The following is an 18,965-nucleotide window of genomic DNA, read 5'->3' on the forward strand; positions in this document are numbered from 1 at the left end:
GTTAGTTTGGCCTTGTCTATCCATAATCCTGGACGGACAACTCCCAGGACTAGGCCTTTTTTCTGAAGCGTACGGTAAAAAATCAATATCCTGGTTAGAGCGATAAAGGTAACTCGTCAGATATCTCGCTCATGGATTCATTCAATAATGCAGCGTAAATACCGTTACGGGTTAGCAGCTCATCGTGTTTTCCTCGTTCAACAATTTCCCCTTTTTCCAGCACAAGAATTGAATCCGAATGGCGGATGGTGCTCAGTCGATGAGCAATGGCAATAACAGTCTTTTCCGTAAACAGACGCTGCATAGCTTTCTGAATCAGGTTCTCTGTAATAGAATCAACCGAACTCGTGGCTTCATCTAAGATCATAACCTGTCCACCCTGAGCTACAGCGCGGGCAAAGGAAATCAACTGCGTCTGGCCAACAGACAGATTGGTACCGTTTTTATCCAAACGAAAACCATATCCTCCAGGCAATTGTTCAATAAAGTTGTCTGCATATACATAGCGTGCAGCCTCTTCAACCAAGGCCAGTGAAATTTCAGGTTTTCCAAGAGCAATGTTGAACTGTACACTTTCTTCAAATAAATAAACGTCCTGCATCATCATAGAAAACAGATGAATAGAATCGTCAATTGAGATTTCAGACAGTTCTATGCCATTTAAAAGAATACTGCCTTCGTAGTCCTGATATGTTTTTGAGATGAGACGTGCAATAGTAGACTTACCTGAACCAGTTGAGCCAACCAGGGCTATCTGATGACCTTTTTCCAGAAGAAATGAAACGTTTTTCAGCACATAGGGAAGACCTGCGTTATAACGAAAACTTACATTTTTAAACTCCAGACTGTTAAATTCTTTCAACAACGGAGCAACTTTATGCGATGGTTGCAAGGCCCTGCCATCTTCTTCCATGGGCTCCACAAACAGTTCTTCGATATGTTCAAAAGCGGCAAATGAACTTTGGATAGCTGCGATTTGCGATGTAAAATCTCGTATTGGAACAAAGACTTTTTCCAGCGTATTAATAAAAGCAATCAACACGCCCAGTGTTAATGCTTGCTCTATCACCTGCCCGGAACCGTACCAGATGAGCAACGCTATAGTTATCGATGTAACCCCGGAAATAAATGCAAACAGAATTGCATCGTATTTATTTGCCTTCATTTGGGCTTTTAAGAATTCATCTGTAAAGCCTTTATATCTGCGTTCAACCTGTTCTTCGGCACGATACAGCTGAACCGTTTTCACACCAAGTAAGGCTTCCTGTAAAAATCCGCTCCCCCGGGCCAAAGTAGACCGTGTGATCCTATACATGGCCCTGAGGCGATTACGTATATGCACCGTAAGATACATAACCGGCGGCATGACAAGCAAAACAATCAGTGTCAGCTTCCAATTTATAAACATCATCATCGTGAGCAGAGCAACGGTGTTTATTGAGTCTTTTACAAGTCCAACTATCGACTGAATAAACGTCTCGCCAATGGTTTCCAGATCACTTGTTAAGCGAGACAGAGTGACACCCGTCGGAGTGTTATCAAAATAACTGCGAGGTAACTTCAACACCCGCGCAAATAGGGCAGATCGCATATCGGTAATGGTGTGCTGACCGGTTTTTCGCAAATTGTAAGAATACGTGGCATCAACGATATAATTGATAACCAGCACAACAACCAGATAGAAAATATACAACCATAATTCATTCACATTCCTTTGAACGAGATGAACATCAATCACCTGAATAATCAACCACGGAAACAGCAGACTCGTCATAACAGAAAACGGCAACATGGCGATGCCAAGTGTTGCTGAGCTTCTGTATTTTCGAGCGAAACTAAAAAAGTTTTTTAAGTAATGGAGATCAACAGCCTTTAACATGCGTCGGCCTCCGTGTCATTCTGCTGTAACTGCCAGGTTTCATAGTAGTAAGGGCACGTTTTCAGAAGAGTTTCATGGGAACCTTTAGCGATAAGTTCGCCCTCATTGAGCACAATAATCTCATCCATATACTCAAGGGCGCTGACACGGTGCGAGACCACCAAAGCAGACTGATTTTTGAGTCGTGTAAACAAACCATCAAGAATTTTACGTTCGGTCTCATAATCAACAGCAGAAAGTACATCATCCATGATAATAAAATCACTTGGTTTAAGTAGAGCACGGGCGATACTTAACCGCTGTTTCTGGCCACCTGAAAGCATGATACCCTTTTCACCCACAAGGGTCTGATCACCTTTTTCAAAACGGGAAACATCACCTGCCAGCTGACTGAGCTGAAGAACCTCATCAATCTGGGATTTTTTAGTATCTCGATCGCCAGTGCCAAATCGGATATTCTCTTCCACACTAGCTGAAAATAAATACGGATCCTGTGTCACCGTTTTTATATAACGACGCAATTGGTTACGGGAAAAGGTAGTAATATCCTTATCACCGAGAAAAACAGTACCCTCCGGTACATCGAGGTGATGATTCAGACAATTAACCAGGGTTGTCTTACCCGCACCAATACTACCCAGGGCACCAATTTTTTTACCAGCAGGAATATCAAAACTGATATTCTTTAGAATGAGCCGATCATCACCTTTATAGCTAAAACTCAAATTGCGTACCGAAAGGGTCGCTCCCCTCAACTCATCCGCTTCATCCTTAGAAAGATGCGTGTAATCCAGTTGCGGAATCTCTGAATTCAAAATCGTCTGCACACTCTCAATACTGACTATGCCACGCTGATAAAAAGTCGCTATGCGACCTAACTGCATGAGCGGCAATGCAAGCAATACCGAATATGAAAGAAAAGCCGTAATCTCGCCAAGCGTCATCTCCTGCTTCAAAAGCAGATACCCACCTAACCCGAGAATCAGAATTTTCATCAGATTGTTGGCATAGTCCAGTACGGGAATAATAAAGGTTTGGATACGGGTAATCTTCATTCTGCAACGCAGTAAAAGTTGGTTGAGCTTTTCAGTTTCCGCCTTAACCCAAGGAGACATCTGCTGATTTTTAATCATATCGATGCCAGATAAAAAATTCATCAATTGAGCAGACAGATCCTGCAAACGACGCAAATGCTCTGTCTGAAGTTTTTTCATGCGCTTAAAACCTATACGAAAAATGACAAAGGCCACTGCAATTGGAATAGCTGAATAGAGCGTCAGCTCTGGCGAAATTCGCCACATCCATATTGGCGTTAATGAAAGGGCAAACAATACATTAGTAAATTGTAAAAAACCGGCACCAAACAGTAGTCGAACACCAGTCAGATCATTATTAATAATTGAGATGAGTTTTCCCGAGGCAAACTTTTCATGAAAATTGTTTGGCAGACGGTTAAGCTTTTTTAACAGATCATTTTTTAAAGTAGCTTCTGTTATCCGGCCGGGATTGAGCGCATAAATACGGGAGAAGATACGAACAACAACCATAGTAACGGACATTGCCACAACCACACCAATATACATTGTGAGCTGGTCATGACCAACCGTGGAGGCATCATCAATCAGATCGATGGCCAGCTGAATATAGCGTGGAATTTCAACTTGCAGCCAGTTCACAATAAAAACCAGAACAACTGCAAGCATATATGACCTACGATTCAAGCGCAGACAATACGCAATAAACTGCCTTTTATTCATGGGATTCCTTCTTTGGTGGATGCTCAATACCACAGAAGGCTTTGAGATATCCTATTACTGAGAAAAGTTGTGTTCTGGGGACGTATTCATGTTCCACAAAAACTCCAATATCCTTTATAGTCAACTAAAAGATATTGGTTTCTATATTTTGACAATTCATGTTCAACGACTTCCCTGGTTTCAGCGTGCCCATTTGTATCTTTATTCAGCGCTTTGCCAATACACGATTTTATGTAAACCTGTTCCTGCATAACCGTTTGATCATTGTCGCTGGCGTTGGATTTCTTGTAGCATGTTAGAGGTATGATTGTTTATACACAGGGCTGAGGCGTCACATATAGGCAATTAACGATAACCATAATTTATTCAAGATGACGGGGTGATATGATTACAATAAAGAGCGATGATGAAATAGAGGTAGAGATAGTTAAAGGAGCATGGATATATATAGGTAACACGTCGAATGGGGATGGTCTTCACCTCCAGTGGGAGGAAGGCAAAAGTATAGCAGGTTGCTGCGAGTTAGCAGAAGAAATTGCGCAGAAAGTCCAACTGCTATATGACAAAATCCATACCAGCGCTTAAAAAATTAAATGAAGCCAATTGTCACTTGAATGTTAGATGGACCTCCAATCGGCCCATCTTCACTCAGCTTATCTGACAAATCATCTATCAACCATCATCAAACTCTTCGATAAGGAAGATAAGTTGGTTTCCACATACACGCTTCCACATACTCTGACAAATTCTTTGTATGTAGTTCATGCTCTGGCTCATCCTTGATTATTTCTTTTAACACCTCAATAGCAACGTGAAGAGATATTTTCTGCAAATCTCTAATTCTTGGAAAAACGATGCCAGCATCAAGGTCTTCTTGCGCAGCACAACCCGCAAGAGCATACGACGCAGTAGTAAACATATTAAGAGTTACAGTTTGTGTTTTGCTCAAAATAGCAGCAAGGCCGACCCCAGGAAAAATAAACACATTGTTTCCCTGCCCGACTCGAAAGACTTTCCCTTTATAGTTCACATCATCAAACTGACTCCCTGTGGCAACGATTGCCTGGCCACTGCTCCACTTATACAGATCTTCTGGCAGTGCTTCGCAACTGCTGATGGGGTTGGATAAAGGAAATATTATCGGTCGTTCGGTGTAACTGAGCATTTTGACAATGTGTTCTTCTTTAAAAGAAGACCCAACTCCGCTTGTACCCAGGAGAACGGTAACTTTTACATTATTTATGACTTCCGTGAGTGAAGCTCTCCCTTTTTCTTTCAGGTCCCAGGTAGAAGTAATAGACGCATATTTCGCATACGGTTTTTTGTACTCTTCAAGATTTGGTCTGTCTTCAAACACCAGTCCCTGGGAATCCATAATATATATCTTTCTCTGGGCTTGTTTGACGGTTAACCCTTCCCTTACAAGTCCTGCACAAATCTGGTCTGCAACGCCAACTCCACCTGCTCCGGCTCCATAGACGAGAAAGATCTGATCTGTTAATTGTTCATTTTTGATTTTCACACCATTAAGAATACCAGCAAGAACAACGGATCCTGTCCCCTGAATATCATCATTAAAAGATGGCATTTCATCAACATACTTATGCAAATTATTAAAGGCGTTCGATTTACTAAAATCCTCCCATTGAATGAGCGCATTGGGGAAGTGACGTTTAACCTGAGCGATAAATTTCTCTATGAATTGCTCATACTCAACACCAGACATACGTTTTTGCTGTATTCCCAGATATTTAGGGTCGTTTAAGAGATCGTCATTATTGGTCCCAATATCAAGAGCAATTGGCAGGCAGCTCGCTGGATGAATACCTGCTCCCAGGGTATAGAGGGACAGTTTACCAATTGGTACACCCATCCCCCCTACCCCTAAATCTCCAATTCCCAGAATCCCCTGACTATCTGTTACGACAATTATTTTAATTTCCTTAGAAGGAAAATGATGCACCATATCCTCCATATTCTCAACATTTGTCGGGGTAATATACATTCCTCTAGGCTTTTGATATCGGGTACTAAACTCCTGACAAGCTTGGGCTACTGTCGGTGTATAAATAATTGGAGCCATTTCTTCTACATGCTCGGCAACCAGAGCGTAAAATAGTGTTTCATTACGATCTTGAAGCGACCTGAGAAAAATATATTTCTGAATGTTATCAGAAATATTCGTATATCCTTCATACACCCTTTCTAACTGAGCTTCGAGGGTCTGTACCCTTGGTGGAACCAGTCCATCGAGATGAAATGCCTCGCGTTCCTCTTTGCTAAATGCGGTACCTTTATTTAAAATTCTATCGTTCAACAAATCTATACCAACAAGAGAAACCGGCCTGAATTCATTTCCGTCAACATCTTTCCACTTCAAATACTTTTCAATTGACATACATTTTCCTCTAACATTTATAGCTATAGACTTAACGGCAGATATTGCCGGCAATTAGATCTTCACCGATTTCCATTAACGCGATCAGGTTAATACAGACTCGAAAACAGATGTTTCATTGAGTTTCTCAATCTCTTGAATGTCGTTGAACCGATTCAACGGCAAAAACAAACCGATTGAGTAGATATATAAACCATATTTTTTTGCTCGCTTACAAGGGATTTTCGACCCACCCTCTATATCCGAAATTGTAGCCCGACACCAAAACGGGTTACAAACGATCTTCCGCGCATCTTCGGATCGTGTATTCTTTGATGGCTTCCTATTAGCTTCCGCCAAAAGTTTTCTTATCTCAGCTTCTGTACACTTATCCCTTCTTGGGTAGTCAACAGGCACGTTTCAGCTAACATCAAAAAATATTCATTTTTTCCCAAACACTATCTTGAGCAAACGCTCAAGTAATAATTGACACCAACACTTCCAAGACCTATCTTGAATAAACATTCAAGAAGCTGAAACAGGCTTAGTTTGGATTTTTTTTGTACATCAACTTTTTTGTAATAGGAAAAATAATGAAAAATCAATATGTCCCGCCCAAAGTATGGTCCGAAGACAGTAAAAACGGTGGAACCTGGGCAAATATAAATCGCCCGATCTCAGGTGCAACACATGAGAAATCTCTCCCAATTGGCAAAAACCCAATACAGCTCTATTCCATGGGCACCCCTAACGGTCAAAAAGTGACAATAATGCTCGAAGAGTTGTTAGCACTAGAAGTAATTGGTGCTGAATATGATGCATTTCTAATTGATATCGGTGAGGGGGATCAGTTTTCTTCAGGTTTTGTTGGACTAAACCCAAACTCAAAGATTCCTGTTTTACTCGATGTATCGTCGGAGCCCCATGTTCCTGTATTTGAGTCTGGATCAATACTTTTATACCTTGCTGAAAAATTTGGGCACTTCATCCCTGGAATCACTCAAGAACGTACTGCAGTTCTTAATTGGTTATTCTGGCTACAAGGTTCAGCCCCATATCTGGGCGGTGGCTTCGGTCATTTTTACGCATATGCACCAGAAAAATTTGAATATCCAATCAACCGCTTCAGCATGGAAATAAAACGTCAACTTGATGTGCTGGATAAACAACTATCTTTAAATAATTACCTTGCTGGCTCCGAATATACAATCGCAGATATAGCAACATGGCCCTGGTATGGAAATTTAGTAAATGGTGTTTTGTATAACGCTGCAGAATTCCTCGATGTGAGCAGCTATAAACATGTTACTCGCTGGGCAGCAGAGATATCAGCTCGCCCTGCGGTACAGCGTGGAAGAATAGTTAACCGCACCTGGGGAGAACCATGGGAAAGGGTACGTGATCGAAACACTGCTTCAGATATAACAAAGGTTCTCGCCCTTAAAAAATAAGAACGTCGATACAACATCAATAATTGGCATTATTTAATTGTTTTACTGACACATTTAATGACCAACAAAACTATTTCAAGGATACAAAATGTTAAAATTTTATTTTCACCCTACGCCAAATCCAATGAAGGTAGCACTTTTTTTAGAAGAAGCCGAACTTGCTTACGAGCTCATACCTATAGATACAAAAAAAGGAGAGCAACATAGTCCTGAATTTAGACAAATCAATCCTAACGGAAAACTGCCTGCTATAAGCGATAATGGTGAAAACGTATTTGATTCTACTGCCATTCTTATGTACCTGTCAGAAAAGACAGGGAAATTTGCTGGCAAAAAAGAAGATCGAGGCCAAATACTATCGTGGCTTATGTTCATAGGAACTGGACTAGGACCTTACTCTGGACAAGCGGTACATTTTCAGCACGCTGCCCCTGAAAAAATTCCGTATGCAATCAACCGCTATGTGTTTGAGGCAAAGCGTCACTATCAAATTTTAGAAGATCATATCACCGGAAAAGATTTTTTTGTTGGTAACAACTATTCCATTGTAGATATTTCCGCATGGGGCTGGGTTAAATTCGCACAGTTTGTACTAGGACCCGATACATTGGCAAGTGACTACCCTAACCTTAGTCGCTGGTTTAGCAGTATAGATTCTCGCCCCGCAGCTGAGCGCGCACGTAATGTTGGCGCAAATATTGATTTCAAAACTGAAGACGATGAAGAATCGCGCAAGGCGCTTTTTCCACAAAACCAATAAGCTGTAGTCTTGTACTAAGGACCACTCCATCCCCTTTATCGCTATACGTTGTAGAGAGGAATATATATGGAAAAACAGATGTGCTCGCCCCCGTTTACAGTAATTATTTTTGATGGTACAACATGTACAGGAAACCATTAGTAGGTGGCGAAGATGAGGCACGTACTTTTAGCAGGCCTTAATTACTATAATGCCTGTTAAGTTGCAGTGCTTTCATGATACTCAGACAGATACTTACAAAATCATAAAAACTTTAATTGCCTGAATACATTTTCTATTTTGGGCTGAGGACACATAGTGGAACATTTTGACTATATTTGTATTGGTGCCGGTAGTGGTGGTATTGCATCGGCCAATCGGGCTGCAATGTATGGCCAGAAGGTTGCCTTGATCGAGGCAAATCAGGTTGGGGGCACCTGCGTAAACGTTGGTTGCGTACCAAAAAAAGCCATGTGGTATGGCGCCCAGATTGCTGAAATGATAGGAAAATATGCCGCAGACTATGGATTTGATCTTACCTTGAATAGGTTTGACTGGAAAACACTGGTTACAAACCGTCAAGCCTATATAGGAAGAATCCATGACTCCTACGATAGAATTTTGTCAAGTAACAAGATAACAGTAATTAACGGCTTTGCTGAATTTGTTGACGAAAAGACGGTTGTGGTAAATGGCCGGAATCTTACTGCTAACCATATCCTTATTGCCACCGGTGGACGGCCTTCTATACCGAATATTCCCGGTGCAGAACTGGGTATCGACTCAAACGGTTTTTTTGAACTGCAAGAACAGCCAAAACGTGTAGCTGTCGTCGGTGCAGGCTACATTGCTGTAGAGCTTGCCGGCGTTCTCCATTCCTTAGGGAGTGAAACCCACCTCGTGGTACGCAAACAATCTCCGTTACGCTCTTTTGACCCTATATTGGTTGACTTTTTAATGGAGCAGATGAAAGAAGATGGTCTAAAACTGCACACTCACTCAGTACCTGAAAAAGTCAGCAAAAATGACGATAACACCATACATATTGAGTTTGTGAACGGGCTTAGTCTTACGGTTGATTGTCTGATCTGGGCAATTGGAAGAGAACCTGCAACAGATACCATTAACCTGCAAGCTGCAGGAGTCAAAACAGACCCAAGGGGATACATAAGAGTAGATGAGTTTCAAAACACCTCCTCACAAGGTATCTATGCAGTTGGAGACAACATTGGCAAAGTAGACCTTACACCTGTTGCAGTAAAAACCGGTCGGCAACTCTCAGAGCGTCTATTCAACAACAAGCCTGATGCTAAAATGGATTATGAGACTGTTCCGACAGTCGTTTTCAGCCATCCTCCCATCGGTACCATTGGCTTAACAGAACCAGAAGCTATTGAAAAATATGGTCAGGATAATATCAAAATTTACACCTCTGGCTTTGCCGCGATGTATACAGCGGTGACGTCACATCGACAGATGACTAAAATGAAGCTTATCTGTACAGGAGCAGAAGAACGGGTCGTTGGCTTACACGGTATAGGCTATGCCATGGATGAGATTCTGCAGGGATTTGGGGTTGCGATCAAAATGGGAGCAACTAAGGCGGATTTTGATAGCTGTGTCGCTATCCACCCAACCAGTGCTGAAGAATTCGTAACTATGCGTTAATTCATTTTCACACTACACTGTGCTCAAATATCTGTTTGGCCGTACTTATTCAGGCTCATTTGTTCGCTAATTTAAAAGAGTTAATGTAGCTTTTAGTTTTGTTACATTAACTCTTGCAAATGTCCACAATCGTTGACTGTCTCAACCGTAAATTCCGACCCAGACTTATATATTATATTTATAGCGGCTGTATCCTGTTTCAATTGACGAAAGTCATCCAAAGATATTTTTGATGCGAAGCAAAGTAGAGATCCAATAACGAAATTATGCGTACAGATAACGAGTGTAGATCCGGAACTCAACGAGGCACAGATACTCTCCAGGGTATCCACGACTCTCTCCTGCACTTTTTTTAGACTTTCTCCTCCAGGCATTGACAGGCCACCCGGGCTTGCCTCCCATCTCAGCCGAAATTCGCTATGTTCTTTGACCCACTTCTTGGCTTCCATCCCTTCAAATTCGCCTAAATCCATCTCGATGAAACCAGCATTCTTTATAACAGTTGGAACCTTATGAAAGGTAGCGATTTGCAGGGCTGTATCAAAAGCTCGCTGAAGAGGACTTGATACAATTGCAGTTATCTGCTCGTGTTGAAGAGCAAGGCCAGCGGCACGTGCCTGCGCAACACCTTTAGAGTTGAGTGGAATATCAGTTCGACCTTGAAAACGATGTAACCTGTTCCATTCGGTCTCCCCATGCCTTACGAGAATTATTCTGATACCCTGTGGTTTGTCTGATATCATTTTATCGCCAGGGCAACCATGGTAGACCTTCCTTTAATCCCTCCAGCATTCGCTCAGCAGACCCATCTTGATAGCCATAGACCCGAACACCGAAGATATGTATCATGATATTTGTTGCACGCCTTTTGGCAACCTTATCGTTGAACTCTTTTTTTAAAAAACTTTCAAAGAGATATTCAACATCACCCAGTTTAGAAGAAGCGAACTGATACAGGTCATTTCTTTCCGCAGCTAACTCAAGCCGCGTCTTAATCAAAAAACAACTGCAGTAATTTTCTTGCGTGGATTCCTCAACAGCCCCTTCAAGAATCGTACAAATCCCCTCCCCTATGCTTTTTGCATTGCTCAATACATCACGCATTTTCGCTAATCGGCGCCTAGAATACCTAACCAGTGCCTCTTTAAACAGCCCTTCCTTATTCCCAAAGGCCAAATATATTGATCCTGGTTTAAGCCCCGTAGCCTCCTCCACATCCTTCATGGATGATGCACTAAAACCATTCTCCCAGAAAAGATCGATTGATTTATCCACGACTTCGTCTCTATCAAACTGGGCCCTGGCCATAGCGTTACCTCATTTCTTATTTTCATACTTTAAGCTCGCATCATTAACACTATAGCATATTGAACAATCATTCAACGTGAGCACGATAATAAGATTGTAGATATTTTAAACAATTACTTTCTATCAAAAAAACAGATACGGAGGAATAGCTCAAGATTATGTTCTCCAGCCCAGGAAAAACAATCATTCACACCTCTGTTTCTTCAAACAGTCACACTGGGTATAGTATTGATATTTTATGACATTAACGTACTTCTTCGACTCTTACCTACCCCGTAGACTGAGCACTTACTCAATTTCAAACCAATAAGGCTGTTTCTGTCTTCAGGACTTTAGAATTATTCCAGTCGATTCCGAGACCTTATCGGCGAGAGCATGGATATCTGAATTAACGTCCAGTACAAGCTCTGTGCAAATGTTAGCGAGCATCAAGTTCAAACCGTTCTCCTCTGAAATTCTGAAATCCGTTCGCACACCTATAACTGGTTTTTTAGCAGCATACGCATATCCAATTTCAACACTCGTCCCTGAATCTGCGTCTGCACCATCCAAAATGGCAACCACAAGGTCGCATTTATCTATCATCTCTAGACAATCCCTAAAAACCAGATATGGTCCATTATCTTGAGAAATTATCGCTGGGGCTCGCTCTTGGGGCAGTATTATTTCTATATTTGCTAATCTCGCCTTAAGATGGCTGGAAAAATCAAGGTTGAATTGTTTCTCAGCCATCGTAAACAAAGGTCCCGCAAAATATATATATTTCATTTCGTTCTCCAAAATTGTATTTGGTTCAAAACAGATAAACTCAACTAGGTGTACACCAAATTTCTCAATACCTTATACAAATTCACTCTTTTAATAGCCGGGCAAAGAGTTGCACCAACCAAAAAACTCGACAAAAGAATGGAATCAATACAGCGTCAACAAAAATCGATATAAAAGCACAGGCAAGTAGAACAAAGGCAAGATGCGATGGTCCAGAACCGTTGGCGTTGGTCTAAGTGAGATGTCAGTGAATAGTACAATAGACGGTTTTCGACTTGGCCACTGCTTCCTGACCATCGTGGAAATGACTTTAGCAGAACTATTTTTGTACAACTTTACAACGACATAAACAGGAAAGGCCACGTAAAACGTGGCCTGTGTGTGAAATTTTACAATTTGTTCTCTGGTGATTCTCAGAACGGTACGTCATCACCAGTACCACCGCCCATGCCACCAAAAGGTTCTTGAGGTACTGGAGGTTCGCTGAAACCGCCACCACCTGAACCACCCTCTGCTCCCTTAGGAGTAAGGTTTTGGATAGTATTGGAAATAATTTCAGTAGTATATTTATCGTTACCGCTCTGGTCCTGCCATTTACGGGTCTGCAGGCGCCCTTCAACATAGACCTTAGAACCTTTAGAGAGGTAATTTCCGCAAAACTCAGCACTTTGAGCCCAGACAATAACTCTATGCCACTCGGTTTCATCCTGCTTCTGGCCATCCCTGTCTTTCCATGTACGAGATGTTGCAACAGAAAGGGTTGCCACAGCAGTACCGCTTGTTGTGTAACGGAGTTCAGGATCTGAGCCTAAATTACCTATAAGAATAACTTTATTAACCATATCATTTTCCTCGAATTGTAGGGATCACCATCCCTTATATTTTTATTATCGGGCTAAAATACACAGAGAATGTTCTTCACGCAAAGCTTTTATTCGTTTCTTGCACGACAGGAAGTCAAGTAAAAAATCGGTCCCTGAAGTCATCTTAGCACCCTATGCCCTATAAAATAGAAAGAATTCTTAAGTATAATCCTCAAGCATTCTCAAATACTGAGTACCAATTTCAGTCTTTCCATGCTTTATACAACCATCAGCAAATATACGGACTTTGCGTTCAAATTCAGAGTGCGCTAATTGCAGATTTTGAGAATCTAGTTCGCCTGAGTCCAGCAATTTTCTAATACTGTAGATACGCTTCTCATCCATTCCAAGCCTATGGATATACGACAGCTGATCCTCTCTCCCACCCTCTTTAATAGTTAAAGGGCTATCAACTAAAAGAAAAGGATATTTGCTACTCACTCTTAGCCACAGATCATAATCTTCACAACATCTGAGCTTTTCATCAAAACACCCTACTTTCTCGAAAAGCTCTTTATGCACCATAACCGTAGACATGCCAACAGCACAAAGCTGAAGACAATGAGAAAATATATCACCATGCCGAGGTATATGTTTCTTTTTTTGATTCAGGTGCTGTCCCCTCCTCAACCATTTTTCCTTTGTGTGGCTGATATAATGAGAATGATCATAAAAGAGAGCATTGAACTGGCGTTCGAGTTTTCGTTTGTGCCAATGATCATCTGAATCAAGAAAAGCTATAAAATCACAAGTCGCATTATGAATCCCTATGTTTCTCGCAGCTGCCACCCCCTGGTTGTCTGTGTTAATTATGACAATCGGTATGACACTTTCAGATTTTATTTTTCTCAGAAGTTCTAAGCTGTTATCAGTGGAACCATCATTTACAATAATAATTTCTTTACAACTCAATACCTGTTTACATACCGAATCAATTGCTCGTTTGAGAAACTGTTCTCTATTATACGTGGGAATAACTACAGAGACTGGACAAAATGGCATGGCTAAAGTCACAAATGGAGTCGAAAAACATTATAAATATGGCAATCTTTTCACTTTTTATTGTATACTATAAAATTAAAAAACATACTCCTTCCAATACGGAAGTCTACTTTTTTTGTTTATAACGGTTTAGGAATGACCACAGATATACTTATTAACGCTACCAACTACGAGGTGCGTCTTGCGCTCGTAGAAGACGGAAATCTTAGTGAATTCCATATGCAGCGGCCCACTGAGAAGGGGCTTATGGGTAATGTTTACAAGGGACGCGTTGTAAGAGTGTTACCTGGTATGCAAGCCGCCTTTGTTGATATTGGACTTGAGAGAACAGGTTTTTTATATGTAGATGATGTATGTGTAAAATCAAATACTCCTGATTACGATCCATGCATAACAGATTGTGCCAACACCCATGTTCGCGCACAAGGCTTGCATATTGAAGATATCATTTCAGAAGGTCAGGAGCTTCTTGTTCAGGTTAGTAAAGATCCCATAGGTACTAAAGGTGCTCGGCTAACTTGTCACATTACGCTACCTTGCAGAAATCTGGTTTTCATCCCCCAAACCGATCACATAGGCATTTCAAGGAAAATTGAAGATGAAGAGCTTCGCCTGGAGTTAAAAAATCTTATTGATGAATTACGTCCTCAAAATTCTGGTTTTATCGTCAGAACTGTTGCAGAACATGCAACAACAGAAGAACTTGAAGCGGACATGGAATTTCTTATGCTGCTCTGGGATGACATTATCGATAAAGCTAACAGGCTTCGAGCTCCTTCGCTTGCCCATGAGGATTTAGATATTGTACTCCGGTCCATTCGCGATTTTTTCACCATGGATGTGGACAACCTGATTATTGATCATGAAGAATCTTATTTAAAGATTTTAGACCACGTCAAGACCTTTGCCCCCCAGCTTAAAGAGCGGATTAGCCTGTACACAGAGTACACACCAATTTTTGAGGCATATAACATTGAAGTCGAGATATCACGGGCCATTGAAAAGAAAGTTTGGCTGCGCTCCGGCGGTTATATCATCATCGAGAGCACTGAGGCCTTATCTGTCATTGATGTCAATACAGGCCGATATGTAGGTAAAAACGACCTCAATGCAACCATATTTAAAACAAATATGGAGGCGGCTGTTGAAATTGCATACCAGCTTCGACTTCGTAATATAGGCGGTATCATTATTATAGATTTCATTGATATGGAAAATGATGAACACCGCGAGCAACTTTTTAATACCTTCAAAGAAGCTGTAAAAAAAGATAAAAGCAGAAACAATATCTTAAAGCTCTCAGAGTTTGGCCTTGTCCAGATGACGAGAAAGAGAAACAGCGAGAACCTGCACCAACTCATGTGTGAGCCTTGTCATTATTGCTCCGGTGAGGGCATGATCAAATCCAGACGTACTATCTGTTATGATATCTTCAGGGTGATTAGTCGTAATGCTAAAAAACATAAGGGCACAACAATTACGCTGCGTGTTCATCCAAGAATTGCTGAACTACTGCAAACTGAAGAAGATACCACCAGGCAACAGGTTGAAAAAGAAGTTTCCAAACGTATCGTCATAGCACCATCCAAAGACCTGCATATTGAAAAATATGAAATTATATGGCAGAGTTGAAGCACATATAATTATCTGTAACACAACACTATAAATACGACATGACACTGAGAAGACGAAGACAACCTAAAGGCAAACGTTTTTTACTTATCACTCTACTCTTGCTACTTATTGCAGGAGGAATTGGAGGCTTCGTTCTCTTTTTTGAGGGAGATATTCCTGTTGCCGATTTGAGCGGCACAAAGGATTACATCGGAAAACAGGGTGTTATTGATTTTAAGGTGACTGACAAAGGCAGTGGTATTCATACAATTTTAGTTACTGTAAATCAGGCAGGACTAGAAAAAACAATCCACGCCATGACCTTTCCCCGAACCTCATACAACGGCGCAGTTGGACCACTTACGGATGGTCAGTCCATTGCTTTTGATCCTATAAAACTTGGCTTCAAAGATGGCCCTATGACTATTACCCTCACCACCTCCGACTTTTCTTTCAGGGGATGGCTGCAAGGGAATAAGGTAACGGTTACAAAGGATGTCACAATCGACACGATTGCGCCTAAAATTCACCTGTTGCATGGTGAAAAATATCTTTCACCCGGTGGAACCGGAATCGCGATCTACAAGGTAAAAGATAAGGAGGCCAGCCATGGTGTCGAAATCAATGGACACAAAAACCCTGGTTTTCAACTCGATGCATCAAGGGATGACACTTTCATCAGTTACTTTGCTCTACCCTATGACGCAGAAAGTATAGAAAATCTTGAAATTGTAGCAGTTGATAAAGCTGGTAACTCTGCTGTTTTCCCCTTTAACACCACGTTTAAGAAAGCTCAGCAAAAAAATGATGTAATTAATGTTGGAGACGGTTTTCTCAATAAAAAGATCCCGGAGTTCCAACAATATTATCCTGAAATGCAGGGTGACTTTATTGACAAATTTCTCTATGCAAACAGCACTGTGCGTAAGAAGAATAATGTTAAGATATCAGAACTCTGTAAGAATCCAAACCCAGAACGTCTCTGGAGTGGTAGCTTTGGGCGTATGCCAGGAAGTTCAAGAGCAGGCTTTGCTGACCACAGAACCTATAAATATAAGGGTAGCGCTGTCGATCATCAGGTACATTTAGGAATGGATATCGCCTCCACCCGAAGAGCAGATGTCAGATCAGCAAACTCAGGTGTCGTCAAATTTGCAGATTACCTTGGTATTTATGGAAATATGGTTCTTGTAGACCATGGTCAGGGTGTGTACAGTTTATATTCACACTTAAGCCAGATCAATGTTAATCCAGGTGACTCTGTTAATCCAAAAACAGTACTGGGCCTCAGTGGCACAACCGGCATGGCTGGTGGTGACCACCTTCATTTTTCCATGTTAATACATGGCGTATTTGTAACACCAAAGGAATGGTGGGATCAACACTGGGTCGAAGTCACAATAGAGGAGCCCATCACAGATTCAAAGTTTTAATGAGAGTTGGGATCAGCGGGAAAGTAGAACTCTTTAAGACCACTTTTGAAATTTGTTCTACAAGTAATTAACCCCGATAAACGGAATACGTACCTCGAAGGTCTCACTACGTTTACTTATCTGGAAATAATGTTAAGTTCGCAATGTTAAAAGGTTCTCCAGTTTTATCGGAGTCTACGCTACCTGTTTTTTAAGACAGATTTTTTGGAGCAAACTACTAATTAACGGATACTTTAAACGAATTTCTAAGGTACTAACCCCAGTAAACTGGAAAATAATCTAGGATAAGCACCTCGAAGATGTCACTACATTCACAAGGTCCTAATCTTCGTAGTCATAGTCCGGGTGACCACAAAGGGAACAACGTAACGTCTGATCATGATTATCAAAGATAAATTCCCATTTCTTTTCTTCGATCATGTCCGTTTTTTCGACACCACACGTTATACAGACCCACTTATCACCTTCTTCAGTTTCAAACAGATGCATCGACTACCTCATTATATTACTATTTTACGTGTCAGAAAGGGTTCTTCTTACAATGAACTCTTTTGCCTTCAACAATCAACAGAACTTGTATACACCAAAGTTTTTAATAATACAAAGTCTGAAAGTTGTCATTCCAGGGAATACTATTTGTTAAACAGATGAACAATAACCTCAAAAGTCCCCAGCTCCTTTATACTTATTTAGCAACTGAGATGCTTGCACCATTTTTCGCAAGTTTTCTCATTATGAACTGTGTTTTTTTCCTGGTAAAACTGATCCCCTTTCTCAATTTTGTGCTTGATTTGAAAATTGGTCTTGCTGATTTCACCAGGCTATTCTCATACCTCTTCCCTAATATCTTTCTCTATTCAATTCCCATGGCCGCAATGATGGGTGTAACGATAGGCTTTGCCAGGCTTTCAAGTGATTCAGAGATACTTGCACTTAAGGCAAGCGGTATCAGTATGTACAAGATCATACCGCCTGTGGTTATAGTTACCGCTTTAATTGCCCTTTTCACTGCTTTCTTCTCCATAAAGCTCATCCCTCTAAGTGAAATTGCCATGAAACAGCTCACCTATCAGCTGTTAAAAGAAAAGGTAAATAAGGGTATTAAACCCCATGTATTTACTGAAGCACTTGGGGATGTAGTGGTTTATGTAGATGATATTAATAAAGAAACCGGAAACTGGACTGACGTTTGGGTTTCAGACATGCGGGGTGCGAAGAATCCAACTATCACCATGGCATCTTCTGGACGTATGGAAAGTAACATTGAAGACATGAATGTTACTATTGTTTTGCACAACGGAAGTTTACACAAACCAAGTAATGAAAATGCACAGATCGTTGAGTTTGACCAATACAGAATAAATATTCCACTTAAGCCACCTAACTCCAAGGCTACCCGGGTAAAAAAACGTAATGTACTTTCAATGGGTGAGCTGCTCGAAGCATCCAAGGACGAGGGTGAGCCATTTAAGCAGCGGCGAGCCCTATTAATCGAATTTCACAAAAGGATGGTTCTCCCTGCAGGTTGTCTACTCATTAGTCTCATTGGATTACCGCTTGGATTACAGGCAAAGCCTGGGAAAAAAGCCATAGGTATACAGGCAGGTCTTGGAATATTTATTCTATATTATATATTTTTTACCATAGGAAAATCCATGGCTGAAAGTGCGACTGTGTCAGTCGCTATTGCCATGTGGGGGCCTAATTTTCTGTTTTTCTGCCTTGCAGTCTTCTGGATTTACCGTGTTTCAAATGAACAGACCCTGATACCTGGAATAATTTCAGATAATGTACGAAGGTTTTTCTCATATCTAAAACAATTATTCAGTGTATTTCGGCTTATTATTGGCAGTAAATTTGGCTCTGTTACACTAGACACAGCCGATGAAACCGATAATATAATAGACACTACAACCATTCGTGGAAATGCAAAGAGTCGAGTTTTTCACGTATCCGAGTGTGAATACTACACGAGCAAAAACTGTTCAATAGAGTTTAAAAACATTCAAATCGCATTGGATGCAGGTTTTGAACCGTGTAGGTTTTGTAAAAACCATATGGATCTACCATAATATACCGGTAGTTGTATCCCGCCTAAGGAGAAAG

The 18,965-nt window shown here is 41.0% G+C and carries 16 protein-coding genes; 7 read left to right on the forward strand and 9 right to left on the reverse strand.

Annotated elements, in window-relative coordinates; all coding sequences use genetic code 11:
* Positions 1-94 precede the first annotated feature (94 nt).
* Complete coding sequence (locus tag ACX6CI_RS07445; RefSeq protein WP_458777534.1) at positions 95-1,879, reverse strand: ABC transporter ATP-binding protein; 1,785 nt, start codon at positions 1,877-1,879, stop codon at positions 95-97.
* The gene (locus tag ACX6CI_RS07450) at positions 1,873-3,636 is read right to left on the reverse strand and encodes an ABC transporter ATP-binding protein (protein ID WP_458777535.1); all 1,764 of its coding nucleotides are present in this window, start codon (positions 3,634-3,636) and stop codon (positions 1,873-1,875) included. The genes ACX6CI_RS07445 and ACX6CI_RS07450 overlap by 7 nt, the downstream gene beginning before the upstream one ends.
* A gap of 384 nt (positions 3,637-4,020) precedes the next feature.
* Here ACX6CI_RS07450 and ACX6CI_RS07455 point away from each other — a divergent pair, with 384 nt between their 5' ends.
* The gene (locus ACX6CI_RS07455; protein ID WP_458777536.1) at positions 4,021-4,221 is read left to right on the forward strand and encodes a hypothetical protein; all 201 of its coding nucleotides are present in this window, start codon (positions 4,021-4,023) and stop codon (positions 4,219-4,221) included.
* A 97-nt stretch (positions 4,222-4,318) separates the two neighbouring features.
* On the opposite strand, the gene ACX6CI_RS07460 is transcribed toward ACX6CI_RS07455, so the two are convergent.
* Positions 4,319-6,034 carry an NAD-dependent malic enzyme gene (locus ACX6CI_RS07460; RefSeq protein WP_458777537.1) on the reverse strand — a complete coding sequence of 572 codons (1,716 nt, stop codon included), beginning with the start codon at positions 6,032-6,034 and terminating at the stop codon, positions 4,319-4,321.
* A gap of 572 nt (positions 6,035-6,606) precedes the next feature.
* Between ACX6CI_RS07460 and yghU the strand changes: the two genes are divergently transcribed.
* The 3 genes from yghU (at position 6,607) to gorA (ending at position 9,871) form a co-directional block, all read left to right on the forward strand.
* Positions 6,607-7,464 carry a glutathione-dependent disulfide-bond oxidoreductase gene (gene yghU / locus ACX6CI_RS07465; protein WP_458777538.1) on the forward strand — a complete coding sequence of 286 codons (858 nt, stop codon included), beginning with the start codon at positions 6,607-6,609 and terminating at the stop codon, positions 7,462-7,464.
* A gap of 88 nt (positions 7,465-7,552) precedes the next feature.
* Positions 7,553-8,224, forward strand: coding sequence for a glutathione S-transferase family protein (locus ACX6CI_RS07470; RefSeq protein ID WP_458777539.1), 672 nt, complete (start codon positions 7,553-7,555; stop codon positions 8,222-8,224).
* Between the two features lie 294 nt (positions 8,225-8,518).
* Entirely contained in the window at positions 8,519-9,871 is a 1,353-nt protein-coding gene (gene gorA, locus ACX6CI_RS07475) for a glutathione-disulfide reductase (protein ID WP_458778447.1), read from the forward strand.
* Between the two features lie 101 nt (positions 9,872-9,972).
* Here gorA and ACX6CI_RS07480 read toward each other — a convergent pair whose 3' ends face one another.
* The 5 genes from ACX6CI_RS07480 to ACX6CI_RS07500 form a co-directional block, all read right to left on the reverse strand.
* Positions 9,973-10,614 (reverse strand): histidine phosphatase family protein, encoded by a 642-nt coding sequence (locus tag ACX6CI_RS07480; RefSeq protein WP_458777540.1) that lies wholly within the window; start codon positions 10,612-10,614, stop codon positions 9,973-9,975.
* 1 nt (position 10,615) lies between these two features.
* Positions 10,616-11,179 carry a TetR/AcrR family transcriptional regulator gene (locus tag ACX6CI_RS07485; protein ID WP_458777541.1) on the reverse strand — a complete coding sequence of 188 codons (564 nt, stop codon included), beginning with the start codon at positions 11,177-11,179 and terminating at the stop codon, positions 10,616-10,618.
* 324 nt (positions 11,180-11,503) lie between these two features.
* Complete coding sequence (locus ACX6CI_RS07490; protein ID WP_458777542.1) at positions 11,504-11,947, reverse strand: nucleoside 2-deoxyribosyltransferase; 444 nt, start codon at positions 11,945-11,947, stop codon at positions 11,504-11,506.
* Positions 11,948-12,360: 413 nt separating this feature from the next.
* Complete coding sequence (locus tag ACX6CI_RS07495) at positions 12,361-12,789, reverse strand: single-stranded DNA-binding protein (RefSeq protein ID WP_458777543.1); 429 nt, start codon at positions 12,787-12,789, stop codon at positions 12,361-12,363.
* Between the two features lie 180 nt (positions 12,790-12,969).
* Positions 12,970-13,812, reverse strand: coding sequence for a glycosyltransferase family 2 protein (locus tag ACX6CI_RS07500; protein ID WP_458777544.1), 843 nt, complete (start codon positions 13,810-13,812; stop codon positions 12,970-12,972).
* Positions 13,813-13,947: 135 nt separating this feature from the next.
* Between ACX6CI_RS07500 and ACX6CI_RS07505 the strand changes: the two genes are divergently transcribed.
* The gene (locus ACX6CI_RS07505; protein ID WP_458777545.1) at positions 13,948-15,444 is read left to right on the forward strand and encodes an Rne/Rng family ribonuclease; all 1,497 of its coding nucleotides are present in this window, start codon (positions 13,948-13,950) and stop codon (positions 15,442-15,444) included.
* A gap of 41 nt (positions 15,445-15,485) precedes the next feature.
* Positions 15,486-16,859 carry a M23 family metallopeptidase gene (locus tag ACX6CI_RS07510; protein WP_458777546.1) on the forward strand — a complete coding sequence of 458 codons (1,374 nt, stop codon included), beginning with the start codon at positions 15,486-15,488 and terminating at the stop codon, positions 16,857-16,859.
* Between the two features lie 321 nt (positions 16,860-17,180).
* On the opposite strand, the gene ACX6CI_RS07515 is transcribed toward ACX6CI_RS07510, so the two are convergent.
* Positions 17,181-17,348: a hypothetical protein gene (locus ACX6CI_RS07515; RefSeq protein WP_458777547.1), complete on the reverse strand. Its 168-nt coding sequence runs from the start codon at positions 17,346-17,348 to the stop codon at positions 17,181-17,183.
* A 158-nt stretch (positions 17,349-17,506) separates the two neighbouring features.
* On the opposite strand from ACX6CI_RS07515, the gene lptF reads away from it, so the two are divergent.
* Positions 17,507-18,931 carry an LPS export ABC transporter permease LptF gene (gene lptF, locus ACX6CI_RS07520; RefSeq protein WP_458777548.1) on the forward strand — a complete coding sequence of 475 codons (1,425 nt, stop codon included), beginning with the start codon at positions 17,507-17,509 and terminating at the stop codon, positions 18,929-18,931.
* Positions 18,932-18,965: the final 34 nt, after the last annotated feature.

The sequence above is a fragment of the Desulforhopalus glucosivorans genome, from assembly GCF_054397165.1.

Excerpts from the sequence above, each read along its gene's own strand:
- ACX6CI_RS07445 (WP_458777534.1), bottom strand. The coding sequence starts at position 1,879 with ATGTTAAAGGCTGTTGATCTCCATTACTTAAAAAACTTTTTTAGTTTC.
- ACX6CI_RS07450 (WP_458777535.1), bottom strand. The coding sequence starts at position 3,636 with ATGAATAAAAGGCAGTTTATTGCGTATTGTCTGCGCTTGAATCGTAGG.
- ACX6CI_RS07455 (WP_458777536.1), top strand. The coding sequence starts at position 4,021 with ATGATTACAATAAAGAGCGATGATGAAATAGAGGTAGAGATAGTTAAA.
- ACX6CI_RS07460 (WP_458777537.1), bottom strand. The coding sequence starts at position 6,034 with ATGTCAATTGAAAAGTATTTGAAGTGGAAAGATGTTGACGGAAATGAA.
- yghU (WP_458777538.1), top strand. The coding sequence starts at position 6,607 with ATGAAAAATCAATATGTCCCGCCCAAAGTATGGTCCGAAGACAGTAAA.
- ACX6CI_RS07470 (WP_458777539.1), top strand. The coding sequence starts at position 7,553 with ATGTTAAAATTTTATTTTCACCCTACGCCAAATCCAATGAAGGTAGCA.
- ACX6CI_RS07480 (WP_458777540.1), bottom strand. The coding sequence starts at position 10,614 with ATGATATCAGACAAACCACAGGGTATCAGAATAATTCTCGTAAGGCAT.
- ACX6CI_RS07485 (WP_458777541.1), bottom strand. The coding sequence starts at position 11,179 with ATGGCCAGGGCCCAGTTTGATAGAGACGAAGTCGTGGATAAATCAATC.
- ACX6CI_RS07490 (WP_458777542.1), bottom strand. The coding sequence starts at position 11,947 with ATGAAATATATATATTTTGCGGGACCTTTGTTTACGATGGCTGAGAAA.
- ACX6CI_RS07495 (WP_458777543.1), bottom strand. The coding sequence starts at position 12,789 with ATGGTTAATAAAGTTATTCTTATAGGTAATTTAGGCTCAGATCCTGAA.
- ACX6CI_RS07500 (WP_458777544.1), bottom strand. The coding sequence starts at position 13,812 with ATGCCATTTTGTCCAGTCTCTGTAGTTATTCCCACGTATAATAGAGAA.
- ACX6CI_RS07505 (WP_458777545.1), top strand. The coding sequence starts at position 13,948 with ATGACCACAGATATACTTATTAACGCTACCAACTACGAGGTGCGTCTT.
- ACX6CI_RS07510 (WP_458777546.1), top strand. The coding sequence starts at position 15,486 with ATGACACTGAGAAGACGAAGACAACCTAAAGGCAAACGTTTTTTACTT.
- ACX6CI_RS07515 (WP_458777547.1), bottom strand. The coding sequence starts at position 17,348 with ATGCATCTGTTTGAAACTGAAGAAGGTGATAAGTGGGTCTGTATAACG.
- lptF (WP_458777548.1), top strand. The coding sequence starts at position 17,507 with ATGAACAATAACCTCAAAAGTCCCCAGCTCCTTTATACTTATTTAGCA.